The sequence below is a fragment of the Ancylobacter lacus genome, assembly GCF_018390635.1.
GTDB lineage: Bacteria > Pseudomonadota > Alphaproteobacteria > Rhizobiales > Xanthobacteraceae > Ancylobacter > Ancylobacter lacus.
In genome coordinates this window covers 1-15,159 of the sequence record NZ_JAHBGE010000080.1, presented here as the reverse complement: position 1 = coordinate 15,159, position 15,159 = coordinate 1, and the positions used below count along the sequence as shown (strand labels likewise).

14 protein-coding genes and 1 tRNA gene are annotated in these 15,159 nt (G+C 69.8%); 13 read left to right on the top strand and 2 right to left on the bottom strand.

Annotated features, from left to right (window positions below):
* Positions 1-111: 111 nt before the first annotated feature.
* From KHC27_RS20050 to KHC27_RS19995, 12 genes are all read left to right on the top strand, one after another.
* Positions 112-984, top strand: a complete 873-nt coding sequence (locus KHC27_RS20050; RefSeq protein WP_213341579.1) for a carbohydrate ABC transporter permease — start codon at positions 112-114, stop codon at positions 982-984.
* A 2-nt stretch (positions 985-986) separates the two neighbouring features.
* Positions 987-1,817, top strand: coding sequence for a carbohydrate ABC transporter permease (locus KHC27_RS20045; protein ID WP_213341577.1), 831 nt, complete (start codon positions 987-989; stop codon positions 1,815-1,817).
* Between the two features lie 10 nt (positions 1,818-1,827).
* Positions 1,828-2,823: an ABC transporter ATP-binding protein gene (locus KHC27_RS20040; protein ID WP_213341575.1), complete on the top strand. Its 996-nt coding sequence runs from the start codon at positions 1,828-1,830 to the stop codon at positions 2,821-2,823.
* Positions 2,824-3,005: 182 nt separating this feature from the next.
* A complete protein-coding gene (locus KHC27_RS20035) occupies positions 3,006-4,442 on the top strand; it encodes a mannitol dehydrogenase family protein (protein WP_213341573.1) in 1,437 nt (478 codons plus the stop codon).
* 95 nt (positions 4,443-4,537) lie between these two features.
* Entirely contained in the window at positions 4,538-5,506 is a 969-nt protein-coding gene (locus tag KHC27_RS20030; protein WP_213341571.1) for a carbohydrate kinase family protein, read from the top strand.
* Between the two features lie 235 nt (positions 5,507-5,741).
* Positions 5,742-6,878, top strand: a complete 1,137-nt coding sequence (locus KHC27_RS20025) for a transporter substrate-binding domain-containing protein (protein ID WP_213341569.1) — start codon at positions 5,742-5,744, stop codon at positions 6,876-6,878.
* Positions 6,875-7,453, top strand: coding sequence for an ANTAR domain-containing response regulator (locus tag KHC27_RS20020; protein ID WP_213341567.1), 579 nt, complete (start codon positions 6,875-6,877; stop codon positions 7,451-7,453). Before KHC27_RS20025 ends, KHC27_RS20020 begins: the two co-directional genes overlap by 4 nt.
* Positions 7,453-8,310 (top strand): ABC transporter permease, encoded by an 858-nt coding sequence (locus KHC27_RS20015; protein WP_425514899.1) that lies wholly within the window; start codon positions 7,453-7,455, stop codon positions 8,308-8,310. The genes KHC27_RS20020 and KHC27_RS20015 overlap by 1 nt, the downstream gene beginning before the upstream one ends.
* Entirely contained in the window at positions 8,310-9,230 is a 921-nt protein-coding gene (locus KHC27_RS20010) for an ABC transporter permease (RefSeq protein ID WP_213341565.1), read from the top strand. The genes KHC27_RS20015 and KHC27_RS20010 overlap by 1 nt, the downstream gene beginning before the upstream one ends.
* Before the next feature lie 60 nt (positions 9,231-9,290).
* The gene (locus tag KHC27_RS20005) at positions 9,291-10,913 is read left to right on the top strand and encodes an ABC transporter substrate-binding protein (RefSeq protein ID WP_425514898.1); all 1,623 of its coding nucleotides are present in this window, start codon (positions 9,291-9,293) and stop codon (positions 10,911-10,913) included.
* Positions 10,914-11,009: 96 nt separating this feature from the next.
* On the top strand, positions 11,010-11,954 hold the full coding sequence (locus KHC27_RS20000) for an acetamidase/formamidase family protein (RefSeq protein ID WP_213341561.1): 945 nt from the start codon (positions 11,010-11,012) through the stop codon (positions 11,952-11,954).
* Positions 11,951-13,624 carry an ABC transporter ATP-binding protein gene (locus tag KHC27_RS19995; protein ID WP_213341559.1) on the top strand — a complete coding sequence of 558 codons (1,674 nt, stop codon included), beginning with the start codon at positions 11,951-11,953 and terminating at the stop codon, positions 13,622-13,624. Before KHC27_RS20000 ends, KHC27_RS19995 begins: the two co-directional genes overlap by 4 nt.
* 30 nt (positions 13,625-13,654) lie before the next feature.
* Here the strand turns inward: KHC27_RS19995 and KHC27_RS19990 are convergent, their stop codons facing one another.
* Both KHC27_RS19990 and KHC27_RS19985 read right to left on the bottom strand, forming a co-directional pair.
* Positions 13,655-14,338 (bottom strand): nucleoside triphosphate hydrolase, encoded by a 684-nt coding sequence (locus tag KHC27_RS19990; RefSeq protein ID WP_213341557.1) that lies wholly within the window; start codon positions 14,336-14,338, stop codon positions 13,655-13,657.
* Positions 14,339-14,389: 51 nt separating this feature from the next.
* Positions 14,390-14,465, bottom strand: a tRNA-Lys gene (locus KHC27_RS19985).
* Between the two features lie 202 nt (positions 14,466-14,667).
* Between KHC27_RS19985 and KHC27_RS19980 the strand changes: the two genes are divergently transcribed.
* On the top strand, positions 14,668-15,003 hold the full coding sequence (locus tag KHC27_RS19980; protein WP_213341555.1) for a hypothetical protein: 336 nt from the start codon (positions 14,668-14,670) through the stop codon (positions 15,001-15,003).
* Positions 15,004-15,159: the final 156 nt, after the last annotated feature.

Genomic DNA, 15,159 nt, shown 5'->3' with positions numbered 1-15,159 from the left:
CGGCCGGCACCGGCGCCGCCCTCCCGATCCATGGGAGGGGCGGCACCGATGCGACCCTCCGCTCTCACCGGAGCGCCCGCCCGGCGCCCGCTCCAGCCAAGGTGTCCGCCCATGGCGACGCAAGCCTCACGCATCACGGGCCGGCTCATGCTCTCGCCGGCGGTCATCCTGCTGCTGCTCTGGATGATCGTGCCGCTGGCCATGACCATCTATTTCTCGCTGCTGCGCTTCAACCTGCTGATGCCGGGTACCGAAGCGTTCGCGGGTTTCGAGAACTACCAGTACTTCTTCACCGATCCGTCCTTCTGGCCGGCACTGGCCAACACGCTGACGCTGCTGCTCGGCGTGCTGGCGATCACCGTGGTCGGCGGCATCGGACTGGCGGTTCTGCTCGACCAGCCGATGTGGGGGCAGGGGATCGTGCGCATCCTCGTCATCGCCCCGTTCTTCGTGATGCCCAGCGTCTCGGCGCTGGTCTGGAAGAACATGCTGATGAACCCGGTCAACGGGCTGTTCGCCGCGCTGGCGCGGGGGCTCGGGCTGACGCCGGTGGACTTCTTCGCGGACGTGCCGCTCGCCTCGATCATCGTGATCGTGGCGTGGCAGTGGCTGCCTTTCGCCACCCTCATCCTGCTCACGGCGATGCAGAGCCTCGATCAGGAGCAGATGGAGGCGGCGGAGATGGATGGCGCCGGCTGGTTCTGGCGCTTCCTGCACCTCACGCTGCCGCACCTGACGCGGGCCATCACCGTAGTGGTGCTGATCCAGACCATCTTCCTGCTCTCGGTCTTCGCCGAGATCCTCGTCACCACCAATGGCGGGCCGGGCACGGCTTCCACCACGCTCACCTTCCTCGTCTACATGCAGTCCATGCTGCAGTTCGACGTCGGGCTGGGGTCGGCGGGCGGCATCGTCGCGGTGATCCTCGCCAACATCGTCGCGGTCTTCCTGATGCGGATGATCGGCAAGAACCTGGAGGGCTGAAGATGGCGCGCGAGGTTTCGACGGGACGCAAGGCGCTCGTCACGGCCGTGGCCTGGGGGATCGGGCTGCTGATCTTCTTCCCCATACTCTGGACGGTGCTCACCTCCTTCAAGACCGAGGGCGAGGCCGTCGCGCCTCACCCCTCCTTCCTGTTCTTCGACTGGACGCTCGAGAACTACGAGACGGTGAACGCGCGGTCGGACTACCTCCTGCATTTCTGGAACTCGGTGGTCATCGCGCTCGGCTCGACGCTCGTGGGGCTTCTCATCGCGATCCCGGCGGCGTGGTCCATGGCCTTCGTGCCGGGCCGGCGGACCAAGGACCTGCTGATGTGGATGCTCTCCACCAAGATGATGCCGGCGGTCGGCGTGCTGGTGCCGATCTATCTGCTCGCCCGCGACACCGGGCTGCTCGACACCCGGGTCGGCCTCGTGGCGGTGCTCACCCTGGTCAACCTGCCGATCATCGTCTGGATGCTCTACACCTACTTCAAGGAGATACCGGGCGAGATCCTCGAGGCCGCGCGCATGGACGGCGCGTCGCTGGGCTCGGAGATCCTCTATGTCCTCACGCCGATGGCGGTGCCGGGCATTGCCTCGACGCTGCTGCTCAACGTCATCCTGGCGTGGAACGAGAGCTTCTGGACCCTCAATCTCACGGCCGCGAACGCGGCCCCGCTCACCGCCTTCATCGCCAGCTATTCAAGCCCCGAAGGCCTCTTCTACGCCAAGCTCTCGGCCGCCAGCACCATGGCGATCGCGCCCATCCTCATCCTCGGCTGGTTCAGCCAGAAGCAGCTCGTGCGCGGGCTGACCTTCGGCGCTGTGAAATAGGAAGTGACCCATGGGTGAGATTGCCCTTTCCCAGGTGAAGAAGTCCTTCGGCGGCGTGTCCATCATCCAGGGCATCGACCTCACCATCGCGGATGGCGAGTTCGTCGTGTTCGTCGGCCCGTCCGGCTGCGGCAAGTCCACTTTGCTGCGGCTGATCGCGGGGCTGGAGGATGCCAGCTCCGGCACGATCGCGATCGACGGGCGCGACGCCACCCGGCTGCCGCCGGCGCGGCGCGGCCTCGCCATGGTGTTCCAGAGCTATGCGCTCTACCCCCACATGAGCGTGCGCAAGAACATCGCCTTTCCCCTGCGCATGGCGGGGGTGCCCAAGGCGGAGCAGGAGCGCAAGGTCGAGGCGGCGGCGAAGATCCTCAACCTCGTGCCCTATCTCGACCGGCGGCCCGGCCAGCTCTCCGGCGGCCAGCGCCAGCGCGTGGCCATCGGCCGGGCGATCGTGCGGGAGCCGGCGGCCTTCCTGTTCGACGAGCCGCTCTCGAACCTCGACGCCGCGCTGCGCGTGTCGATGCGGCAGGAAATCTCCGAGCTGCACCAGACGCTCAAGACCACCATGATCTACGTCACCCACGACCAGGTCGAGGCCATGACCATGGCCGACAAGATCGTGGTGCTGAATGCCGGGCGGATCGAGCAGGTCGGCAGCCCGATCGACCTTTACCGCTCTCCGGTCAATCTCTTCGTCGCCGGCTTCATCGGCAGCCCGAAGATGAACTTCATCGAGGGCGCCGAGGCGGCGCGGCACGGCGCCCACACCCTCGGCATCCGGCCCGAGCACATTGCCGTGGCGGAGGGGGGTCCCTGGAAGGGGGTGGTCGGCATTTCCGAGCATCTCGGCTCCGACACCTTCCTGAAGGTGGAGGTCGCCGGCGTCGGCACGGTGAATGTGCGGGCCGGCGGCGAGGTGGCGCTGCGCTACGGCGATGCCGTCGCGCTGGCGCCGCAGGCCGACAAGTTCCACCGCTTCGACGCCACCGGAAAGGCACTCTGAACGGCTCCACGGCGCGGGACCGGCGGCCAGACCCCTGCATCCGCCGACCCGACGCCGGAGCCCTTCTTCTGAACGACCCCACGATGCCGCCGGTGGTCAGGGGCCCCTCGCAGTGCCTGCCGCCGCCGCGCACAGACTTCGCCCCTCCGCAGCCCGGGGCGACGACAACCGGATGACCCGAGATGACCCTGCCCGCCATATCGCTTCCCGCCTATGACCGCGCCCGCCTGACGCCCGGCATCGTCCATATCGGGCTCGGCAATTTCCACCGCGCGCATCAGGCGGTCTATCTCGACGATCTCTTCGCCCTCGGCGGGGACCACGACTGGGCGATCCTCGGGGCCGGCGTGCGGCCGGCGGACGGGCGCATGCGCGAGGCCCTGCTGGCGCAGGGCTGCCTGTCCACCGTCATCGAGCTCGATCCCACCGGCCACAGCGCCCGCCGCGTCGGCGCGATGATCGGCTTCATTCCGGTGGAGGACGGCAATGCCGCCCTTATCGCCGCCATGTCGCGGCCGGACATCCGCATCGTCAGCCTTACCGTGACGGAGGGCGGCTATTTCCTCGACCCGGCGGGAAAGCTCGACACCGAGGCGGCCGATATCCGCGCCGACGCGGCCAACCCGGCGGCGCCGCAGACCGCCTTCGGCGCCATCCTCGCCGCGCTTGCCGCCCGCCGGGTGGCCGGTGTCCCGCCGTTCACCGTGATGTCCTGCGACAACCTGCCGGGCAACGGCCATGTCACCCGGCAGGTGGTGGTGGGGCTGGCACGGCTCGCGGACCCGGACTTCGCCGCCTGGGTCGACGCGAATGTGGCTTTCCCAAACGGGATGGTGGACCGCATCACCCCCGCCACCGGCGAGCGGGAGCGGGCGATGGCGGCCGCCTTCGGCCTCGACGATCCCGTTCCGGTGACCTGCGAGCCGTTCCGCCAGTGGGTGCTCGAAGATCATTTCCCGGCGGGCCGGCCGGCGCTGGAGAAGGTCGGCGTCACCTTCACCGAGCATGTCCATGCCTATGAGACGATGAAGATCCGCATCCTCAATGGCGGCCATGCCATCATCGCCTATCCCGGCGGGCTGATGGATATCGCTCTCGTGCACGAGGCGATGGCCGAGCCGCTGATCGCTGGCTTCCTCGACAAGGTCGAGCGCGAGGAAATCCTGCCGATCGTGCCACCGGTGCCCGACACCGACCTCGCGGACTACCTCGCCATCATCCGCGAGCGCTTCGCCAACCCCGACGTGGCGGATACCGTCCGCCGGTTGTGCCTCGACGGTTCCAACCGCCAGCCGAAATTCATCGTCCCGTCGATCCGCGACAATCGCGCCGCCGGTCGACTCCCGCTCGGGCTGATCCTCGAATCGGCGCTGTGGTGCCGCTACTGCGCCGGGGTGACCGACAGCGGCGCCGAGATCGCGCCGAACGACCCCAACTGGGACGAGCTGACCGCGCGGGCGCGGGCCGCGAAGGACAATCCCGCGCTCTGGCTTGCAATGGAAGAGGTGTATGGCGACCTCGGCAGCGACGCCGAGGTGGTGGCCGCCTTCGCCGCCGCGCTGGACGACCTGTGGCGCCGTGGCGCCCGCGCCGTGCTGACCGACTATCTGCACGGCTGAGGCGCTCGCGGGTCTTCCCGCGTGCGACAGGCCGGCATAAAGGACGTGCGGGCTCGGGCGGGAACGTGCCGGGTGTCGCCGCGAGGACATGAGAGATGACCGACCACGCTCCGCCTTCGTCTCCGGTTCTGCTCTGCGCCGGCGAGGCCCTGATCGACATGGTGCCGCGGGCGACGCCGGAAGGGCAGGCCTTCCTGCCGCTGCCCGGCGGCGCCGTGTTCAACACCGCCATCGCCGCCGCCCGGCTCGGCACCCGGACCCTGTTCTGGTACGGCCTCTCCACCGATCTGTTCGGCGACCAGCTCCGCGCCGCGCTGGCGGCCGCGGGGGTCGATGCCCGGCTTTGCCGGCCGCTGGATCGGCCGACCACGCTCGCTTTCGTGACATTGGTCGAAGGGCAGGCCCGCTATCTCTTCCTGGATGAGAACACCGCCGGGCGCATGCTCGCTCCGACCGACCTGCCCGATGTCCCGGCGGAGGTGGCGGCGCTGTTCCTCGGCGGAATCAGTCTGGTCGGGGAGCCGGTGGGTTCCACGATGGAGGCGCTGGCGGTGCGCGTGGCCGGTGACGGCAACGGCCGCCTCATCATGCTCGACCCCAATGTCCGGCCCGGCTTCATCCGGGACGAGGCGGCCTATCGCGGCCGCATCCGCCGGCTGGTCGGCCTCAGCCATGTCGTCAAGCTGTCGGACGAGGATTTGTTCTGGCTCATGGGCCCCGGCGACCTCGCGACCCAGGCCCGGGCGGTGCAGGCGCAGGGGCCGCGGCTCGTGCTGGTGACGCTCGGCGCCCGTGGCGCCCGCGCCTTCGGCCGCGGGCTCGATGTAGAGGTCGCGGCGCCGGCAGTGAAGGTTGCCGACACGGTGGGAGCCGGCGACACCTTCAATGCCGGCTTTCTCACGGCGCTGGCGGACCGCGACCTGCTGAGCGCGGACGCGCTCGCCGACATCGGAGCCGACACGCTGCGCGCGGCGCTCGACTTCGCCGCCCGGGCGGCGGCGCTCTCGGTCACGCGGGTCGGGGCCGACCCGCCATGGCGAAAGGACATGGCGGGGGAGGCCTGACCGCGCCGCGGGGTAGCGACGGCGGCGCTGGATTTGTCGGCCGGAGGTCATCGAGGCATTGACTTCGACGCGGGAGCCCATATCGTAGCCATGCCCATACCGTAGTCATTGCGGCGGGGCAGACATTGGCTGAAGAAGCCGAGGGCAACAGCGCCCCGCGAAACCCCGCCGCCCGGCGGAGTCGGTTTCGTGGGGTTTTTTGCGTTCGGCTTCTGGATTTCGTCCCCGGAGCTTCATGGTCACGCCCCTTCGCATCGGCATTCTCTATTCGACCCAGGGGCCCTACGGCGCCATGGGGCGGGATTGCCACGACGGCGCCGCGCTGGCGATCGAGCATCTCGCCGCCGCCGGCATCGCGGTGGAGCCGGTCTATGCCGATCCCGGCGGGGAGGGGCCGCGCTATGTCACGCTCGCCCGTGAGCTGCTGCGCGAGCGGGGCTGCCGCCACATCGTCGGCACCATCCTCTCCGCCGGCCGCAAGGACGTGATTCCGCTGGTGGAAAAGCACGACGGTCTTCTCTGGTACGTCTGCCCCTATGAGGGGTTCGAGGCCAATGAGAGCGTGATCTACACCGGCGCCTGCCCGAACCAGCACCTGCTGCCGCTGTTCGAGTATCTCATTCCCCGCCATGGCGGCCGCGCCTTCCTGCTCGGCGCGAACTATGTCTGGGGCTGGGAGATGAACCGTCTCGCCCGCGAGCTTCTGCTCGCCGGGGGCGGGGAGGTGGTGGGCGAGCGCTTCCTGCCGATCGACGAGACGGAGATCGAGCGGCTGGTGGCGGAAATCGAGGCGCAGCGCCCCTCCTTCATCCTCAACAACCTCATCGGCCCTTCGAGCTACGCCTTTCTCGCGGCGATGAGCCGGCTGGCGGCGCGCGACCCCGCCTTCCGGCCGGAGGTGTGCCCGGTCGTGAGCTGCGACCTCACCGAATGCGAGCTGGGCGAGATCGAGCCGGGCGTCGCCGTCGGCCAGCTCGCGGCCGCCTGCTATTTCGACAGCCTCGACACCGCCGAGAACCGGGCGTTCAAGGCCGATATCGCCGCCCGCTGGGGCCGGGAGCGCCGGGCCTCCACGTTCTTCGCCGCCGCCCATGCCGCGGTCGATCTCTGCGCCCGCGCCATCGTCGCGGCGGGGACGGACGAGCCCGGCGCGGTGCGCCAGGCGCTGCTGGGCCGCCCGCACGCGACCGTGCAGGGCACGATCCGCATCGATCCACGGACCAATCACGCGGCGCTGCCGTTCCATCTCGGCCGCATCAACGCGGAGGGGGGCTTCGACATCGTCGCCTCGCGCCCGGCCATCGCGGCCGACCCTTATCTGACGGGCCTGCGCGACGGGCGCGCCCGTCCCCATCTGCGGGTGGTCTCATGAGCACGCCCAGCTTCGTCGGCCGCCGCGCCGTGATCCTGCACCGTCCCGAGGAGAGCATCGACCGGCTGGCGCGCCAGCTCGGCCTGCTGGGTCTCGCCGTCGAGCGCCAATGGTCGCCGCTGGCCGCGGACGATTCCTGCGACATCGTGCTGGTGGACGCCGACCAGGGCTGGGCCGGGCTGCTGCCGTGGGAGCCCGGCGCCGCCCGGCTGCCGGTGGTGGCGCTGCTCGGCTCGGAAGCGCCCGGGCGCATCGCCTGGGCGATCGAGCAGGGCGCCGGCGCCATCATCGCCAAGCCGGTCGTGCCGGCGGCGGTCTATCCCGCCCTCGTGCTGGCCGTTCATGCCTTTGAAGAGCGCCGCGCGGCGCGGGACCAGATTGCCGGCCTGACGGCGCGGCTGCGGCTGCGCGGGCTGGTGCTCAAGGCGGTGGAAGCCATCGCAGTGGCCCGGCAGATCGACGAGGAAGCCGCCTATCGCCAGCTGCGCGAGGTGGCGATGCGGCGCCGGATGACGCTGGAACAGGCGGCCGCGGCGCTGCTGGCGCGCCAGCTCGCCCTGCCGGAGGCGGGGTGATGGCGGCATTGAACACCTTCCGCGCGCTGGCGCGCCGCCCCGTGCTGGTGGCCGGGTTGCTTGTCATCGCGACCGTCGCCGCCGCCGCGCTGTTCGCGCCGTGGCTGGCGCCCTATGCGCCCGACAACCAGATCTATGACGGGCTCTCGCTGGAAGGCGCGCCGCTGCCGCCGTCGCATGAGTTCCTGCTCGGCACCGACACGCTCGGCCGCGATCTGCTTTCGCGCCTCATCTACGGCGCCCGGACCTCGCTGCTGATCGGGCTGGTGGCGAACGGCACGGCGGTGCTGATCGGGCTGACCGTGGGGGTGTTCGCCGGCTATTTCGGCGGCCTGCCCGGCGGCCTGCTGATGCGCTTCACCGACCTGATGACCGCCTTTCCCGCCCTGCTGCTGGCCATCGTGCTGGCGGCGCTGCTGAAGCCGAGCCTCTGGATCGTCGCCATGGTCATCGCCATGGTGAACTGGGTGCAGGTCGCGCGCATCGCCTACACCGAGACCCGCTCGCTGGCGGAGCGCGACTTCATCCTCGCCGAGCGGGCGATGGGGGCGGGGCACCTGCGCATTCTCGGCCGGCATATCCTGCCGCACCTCGTGCCCACCGCCATCGTGTGGGGCACGCTCGGCATCGCCACCACGGTGCTGCTGGAAGCGACGCTGTCCTTCCTCGGCATCGGCGTGCAGCCGCCGGAGCCCTCCTGGGGCAACATCGTGTTCGAGAGCCAGAGCTACTTCCAGTCCGCGCCCTGGCTGGTCTTCTTCCCCGGTGCGGCGATCCTCGCCACGGCGCTTTCCTTCAATCTGGTCGGTGACGCGCTGCGCGACCTGCTCGACCCGACCCAGCGGGGGAGGGACTGATGCTCGCGCTGTTCGCCCGCCGGGCCGTGCAGGCGGCGCTCATCCTGCTCGGCGTCGCCGCCATCACCTTCGTGCTGCTCTACGCCCTGCCCGCCGACCCGGCGGTGCTGCTGGCGGGGCGCAACGCGACGCCCGCCACCGTCGCCAGCATCCGCCACCAGCTCGGGCTGGACCTGCCGCTGCCGGTGCAGTTCTGGAACTACCTCGTCAATCTACTGCACGGCGATCTCGGCCGCTCCTTCAACCAGAAGACGGCGGTCGCGCCGCTCATCCTCGCCCGGCTGCCGGCGACGCTGACGCTGATGGCGGCCGGCATCGCGATCGAAGTCGCGATCGGGCTGACGCTCGGCGTGATCGCGGCGTTGCGGCGCGACGGCGTGGTCGACCGGCTGGTGATGACGCTTTCCTTCGTCGGGGTGTCGACCCCGCAGTTCCTCGTCGCCCTGTTGCTGCTCTACATCTTCGCGGCGACGCTGGGCTGGTTCCCGATGTCGGGCTACGGCACGCCGGCGCATCTGGTGCTGCCAGCCTTCACGCTCGGCATCCTCGGCGCCGGCTGGTACGCCCGGGTCGTGCGCTCGGCGATGATCGAGGTGCTGGGACAGGACTATGTCCGCACCGCGAACGCCAAGGGGCTTTCCGCGCCGCGGGTCGTGCTGCGCCACGCCCTGCCCAATGCCCTTCTGCCGGTGATCGCCATGATCGGCATCGACATCGGCCAGTTCATGAGCGGCACCGTGGTGGTCGAGGCGGTGTATGGCTGGCCGGGCATCGGCCAGCTCGCCTGGCAGGCGATCCAGCAGGTCGACATCCCCATCATCATGGGCGTGACGCTGGTGTCGGCCTTCGCCATCGTCCTCGGCAACCTCGTCGCCGACCTTGCGGCGCCACTGATCGATCCGCGCATCCGCGCGGCCTGATGTCTCCAAACGCGTAAGACCAACCGTACAGAGGGTTCCAACGCCATGCTGAAGACCTTGATGCGATCGACGGCCCTTGCGGCCGCCCTCGCCCTTGCCCCCGCGGCCGCGCTGAGCGTGGCGCTGCCGACCCCGGCCGCCGCCCAGGCGCAGGGCGGCGACATCGTGGTGACCTACAAGGACGACATCGCCACGCTCGATCCCGCCATCGGCTATGACTGGCAGAACTGGTCGATCATCAAGAGCCTGTTCTCGCGGCTGATGGACTACACCCCCGGCACGCCGGACCTGGTGCCCTCGCTGGCCGAAAGCTTCACCGTCTCGCCGGACGGGCTGACCTACACCTTCAAGCTGCGCAAGGGCGTGAAGTTCACCAACGGGCGCGAGGTGGTGCCCGCCGACGTGAAGTACTCCATCGAGCGCGCGGTGGACCCCAAGACCCAGGGTCCCGGCGCCGGCTTCTTCGGCGCGATCGCCGGCTTCGACGACTTCACCGCGGGCAAGGCGACCGGCCTCGCCGGCATCGAGACGCCCGACGCCGACACGGTGGTGTTCAAGCTCTCCCGTCCCGATGCCACCTTCCTGCACGTGCTGGCGATCAACTTCTCCTCCATCGTGCCGAAGGAAGCCGTCGAGGCCGCTGCCGGCGACTTCGGCAAGAAGCCGGTCGGCTCCGGCACCTTCGTGCTGAAGGAGTGGGTGATCGGCCAGAAGCTGGTGTTCGCCCGCAACCCCGACTATTTCGTCAAGGGCGTGCCCCATATCGACAGCTTCACCATCGAGATCGGCCAGGAGCCGCTGGTGGCGCTGCTGCGGCTGCAGAAGGGCGAGGTCGACATCGCCGGCGACGGCATTCCTCCGGCCAAGTTCCTCGAGATGAGCAAGGGCCCCGACGCCAAGGAGATGATCGTCGACGGGCAGCAGCTCAACACCGGCTATGTCACGCTCAACACCCACATCAAGCCGCTCGACAATGTGAAGGTGCGTCAGGCGCTGAACATGGCGATCAACAAGGATCGCATCGTGCGCATCGTCAACGGGCGCGCCACTCCCGCCAACCAGCCGCTGCCGCCGCTGATGCCGGGCTACGACACCGCCTACAAGGGCTACGCCTACGATGTCGCCAAGGCAAAGGAACTTCTGAAGGAAGCCGGCTATCCCGATGGCTTCTCGACGGTTCTTTATTCCACCAACACCGACCCCCAGCCGCGCATCGCCCAGGCGATCCAGCAGGACCTCGCGGCGGTGGGTGTGAAGGCCGAGATCAAGGCGCTGGCGCAGTCCAACGTCATCGCCGCCGGCGGCACCGAGGGCGAGGCGCCGATGATCTGGTCGGGCGGCATGGCGTGGATCGCCGATTTCCCCGATCCCTCCAACTTCTACGGCCCCATCCTCGGCTGTGCCGGCGCGGTGCAGGGCGGCTGGAACTGGTCGTGGTACTGCAATGAGGAGCTTCAGAAGCGCGCGGTCGCGGCCGACTCCATGTCCGACCCCGCGAAGTCCGCCGAGCGCGTCGAGGCGTGGAAGAAGGTCTTCATCGACGTGATGGCCGACGCCCCGTGGATCCCGATCTTCAACGAACGCCGCGTCGTGGCGAAGTCGAAGCGCATGGGCGGCGAGCCGAACATCTACATCGATCCGACCCGCGTCATCAATTACGACGCCATCTTCGTGAAGAACTGACGCCCCGGCCGAGGCCGCTTTCACGCGCGTCTGACCGCCGGCGCCATGGGTACACCGTGGCGCCGGTCCCCCGCCCGTCCATTCGCGAGAACGACCATGTGCGTGGCCTGCAACCACACCATCCACCGCACCAGCCACCATTTCGGCTGGAACCGGGACTTCGCTCCCGTGCTCACCGCCCGGCCCGGCGAGACCATCCATTTCGAATGCATGGACTCTTCCGCGGGGCAGCTCGGCGCGGGATCGACCGTGGACAATGTGCGGACGCTCGATTTCAGCCGTATCAACCCCGTCTCCGGGCCGGTCTTCGTCGAGGGCGCCGAGCCGGGCGACGCGCTCAAGGTGACGATCCGCCGCTTCGTGCCCTCCGGCATCGGCTGGACCGCGAACATCCCCGGCTTCGGCCTGCTCGCCGACCAGTTCACCGAACCGGCGCTGCATGTATGGACCTATGACGGCGCCGCTCTCGCCCCGGCGCTTTATGGCCCCGGCGGCCGCGTGCCGCTGAAGCCCTTTGCCGGCACCATCGGCGTCGCTCCGGCGGAGCCGGGCCTGCACTCCATCGTTCCGCCACGCCGCGTCGGCGGCAATCTCGACATTCGCGACATCGGCGAGGGGGTGACGCTCTATCTGCCCGTCGACGTGCCGGGCGCGCTGTTCTCGATCGGCGACACCCACGCGGCGCAGGGCGACGGCGAGGTCTGCGGCACCGCCATCGAAAGCCGGATGGAGGTGGAAGCCACACTCGAACTGGTGAAGGACGCGCGGCTGGCAGCGCCGCGCTTCACCACGCCGGGCCCGGTAACGCGCCATCTCGACGCCGCCGGCTACGAGGTGACGACCGGCATCGGGCCGGACCTCATGACCGGGGCCCGGGAGGCCGTGACGCGGATGGTCGACCTGCTGGCCGCCGAGCACGGGCTGAACCCGGTGGATGCCTACATGCTCTGCTCAGTGTGCGGCGACCTGCGCATCAGCGAGATCGTCGACATGCCGAACTGGGTGGTCTCCTTCTACTTCCCGCGGATCGTGTTTTCGTGACCGCACCCGTCCTTTCGGTCGAAGGCCTGTGCGTGGATGCGCGCACGCCCTCCGGCGCGCACCGTGTGCTGCACGAGGTGAGCTTCCACCTCGGGGCCGGCGAGACGCTCTGCCTCGCGGGCGAATCCGGCTCCGGCAAGTCCGTCACCTCGCTGGCCATCATGCGGCTGCTGCCCAAGGCATCGCTGCGGGTCGCGGCGGGGTCGATCCGTCTGGAGGGCCGCGACCTGCTGCCTCTGCCGGATCGGGCGATGCGGCGGGTGCGCGGCGGCGACATCGCCATGATCTTTCAGGAGCCGATGACCTCGCTCAACCCGGTGATGAGCGTGGGCGCCCAGCTCACCGAGGCGATACGCGCCCATCAGGGGGCGGCGAATGCCGCGGCGCGCGCCCGGGACATGCTGGATGCCGTGCGTATCGCCGATCCGGCGCGCCGGCTCGGCCAATACCCCCATGAGCTCTCCGGCGGCATGCGCCAGCGCGTGATGATCGCCATGGCGCTGTCCTGCCGCCCCAAGGTGCTGATCGCCGACGAGCCGACGACGGCGCTGGACGTGACCGTGCAGGCGCAGATCCTCACATTGATGCGCGAGCTGAAGGGAGAGTTCGGCACGTCGATCATTCTCATCACCCACGACATGGGCGTGGTGGCGGAAATGGCCGATCGCGTCGCCATCCTGCGGGCGGGCCGCATCGTGGAGGCCGCCGGCGTCGTGCCGCTCTTCACCGTGCCGCGCGAGGAATACACCCGGACCCTGCTGGCGGCGGTGCCGCGGCTCGGGGCGCGGACCGGCCTTGAAGGGCCGCCCCGCGTCACCGCGGCGCCGGCGCACGAGCCGCCGCCCGCGGAAGGGCCGGTGCTGTTCGCGCGCGATCTCTCGGTCAGCTACCCCGGCCCCCGCAACTGGCTTGGCCTGCGGGCTCCCGGCCACCGGGCGGTGGAAGGCGTTTCGTTCGAACTGAGGCGCGGGCGCACCCTCGGCCTCGTGGGGGAAAGCGGCTCCGGCAAGTCGACCACCGGCAAGGCGGTGCTCGGGCTCGTCCCCTTTGCCGGCGAGGTCACGCTGGACGGCGTGGCGATCACCGGCCTTTCCGCCCGGGAGATGCGCCCGGTGCGGCGCAAGGCGCAGATGATCTTCCAGGACCCCTATGCCTCGCTCGACCCGCGCATGTCGGTCGGCGCGGCCATCGCCGAGCCACTTGCGATCCATCGCATCGGCACCCCGGCCGAGCGGCGCGAGCGGGCTGCCGAGCTGCTCCGGCGGGTCGGCCTGTCGCCCGACCACGCCGCCCGCTACCCCCATGAATTCTCCGGCGGCCAGCGCCAGCGCATCTGCATCGCCCGCGCTCTCGCGCTCGAGCCGAAGCTGATCGTGGCGGATGAGAGCGTGGCGGCGCTCGACGTCTCGGTGCGCGCGCGTGTGCTCGACCTGATGCTGGAGCTGCAGGAGACGATGGGGCTCGCCTATCTCTTCATCTCCCACGACATGGCGGTGATCGAGCGCATGTGCCACGACGTGGCGGTGATGCGCGGCGGACGCATCGTCGAGGCGGGAAGCCGGCGTGCCGTGTTCGAAAACCCGGTGGAGGCCTATACGCGGGAACTGATGGCGGCGGTGCCGGTGCCCGACCCCACCCGCCGCGCGCCGCGACCGCCCAATGCGGCCTGACCCGGCCGGAAACCGCGTCGCCGGCTCACCTCAGGATTCCACCACGAAATCGGCGGGTGCGCTTTCCGCGCGCACCCGCGCCCCGTTGGGCAGGTCGTTGCCCTCGACCTTCTCGCGGATGCGCTCCGGTGTCAGGCCGTAATGGCGCCAGCGCGCTTCCAGCCGGCGGCGCAGCGCCTCCACCGGCACCTCGATCCGCACCGAGACATCGAACAGGGCACGCAGGTCCGACCAGGGCGGGAGGCGCAGAAGCAGGTAGTTGCCCTCCACGATCACGCAGCGGACGGCGGTGCCGACAATCCGCGCGCCGGCCCGCGAGAGCTCCAGGTCGCGGTCGAACACCGGCACCGCGACCTGTTCCTGCGCGCCGCCGAGGCGCTGGAGAAGATGGCGCAGCCCCGCGACGTCGAAGGTCTCGGGTGCGCCCTTCACCGCCCGCAGCCCGCGCGCATCGAGAACGGCGTCGTCATAGTGGAAGCCGTCCATCGGGACGACGCAGGCAGCGCCCGGCTGCGCGGCGTTGAGCTGGTGGGCAAGCGCTTCCGCAAGGGTGGACTTGCCGGCACCCGGCGCACCGACCAGGGCGACCAGGATGCGGGCGTCCAGCGCTCGGCGGGCGAGGATGGCGGCCAGTTCACTGAGGGCGATCGGCCGCTCCCCAACCTCGGGATCGGCCACTTCATGAGCCTGCGGACATTCTATGTCGGAGGGCATCACCGGTAACTCCGGCCGGGATCGGCCGACGCGCCGACATGGAGGGTGAGGTGGTGAGCCCGTCGGGATTCGAACCCGAGACCCCATGATTAAAAGTCACGTGCTCTACCGGCTGAGCTACGGGCTCCCGAGGCGGGAATTAAGGGGTTCGCGGGCGGATGGCAAGCGCCGGATCGCCAGCGTCCCCCCCGCGGCCGCTCGCCATCTCGTTGCAGCGGGCGCAGCGACCGCAACCGCGCGCGGTCCGTCCATGGGGACTCGTTTCAGAGCCGTCCGGCCACTATCTCTGGGGAATGGCGTTGCCGGATCGGCGCGGCGGAGGAGGGCACATGGTGGAGGCGCTGAGGTGGCCGCGCGGAATGGGGGGGATGCCTTCCGCGCGGGCGGCATGGGCTATGGCGGTGGCTGTCGCAGCCGGCCTGGCGGTGTTTCCGGCGGTGGATGCCGCGTATGCCCAAACCCGCAGCCCGCTCTCGACCGGCCCGGCCACCACCTTGCGCGGCATGGGGCAGCGCGCCCTACCGGGCGGTCCACCCCATGATTCCCAGGAAAGGCGGCTCAACCTGCCGGGGTCGAGGGCCAATCCGCCGGTGCGCGGCACGAATCTCGACGACCCGCCGTGCCCGCGGGCCAATCCGGCCTGCAATCCGACCATGCAGCGCTGAGGCCGGGGGAACCGGGAAGACGCCGCCGCTGTTGTCCGGCGCAGTGCGCGGGAGAGACCGGCACACAAGAGGAGGAGAGCCCATGGAAGCGTCGGGAGACATGCAGCGTAAGCGTCGTCCCGGCGGCACCTTCATAGGTTGGGCGTGAAAGCGCAG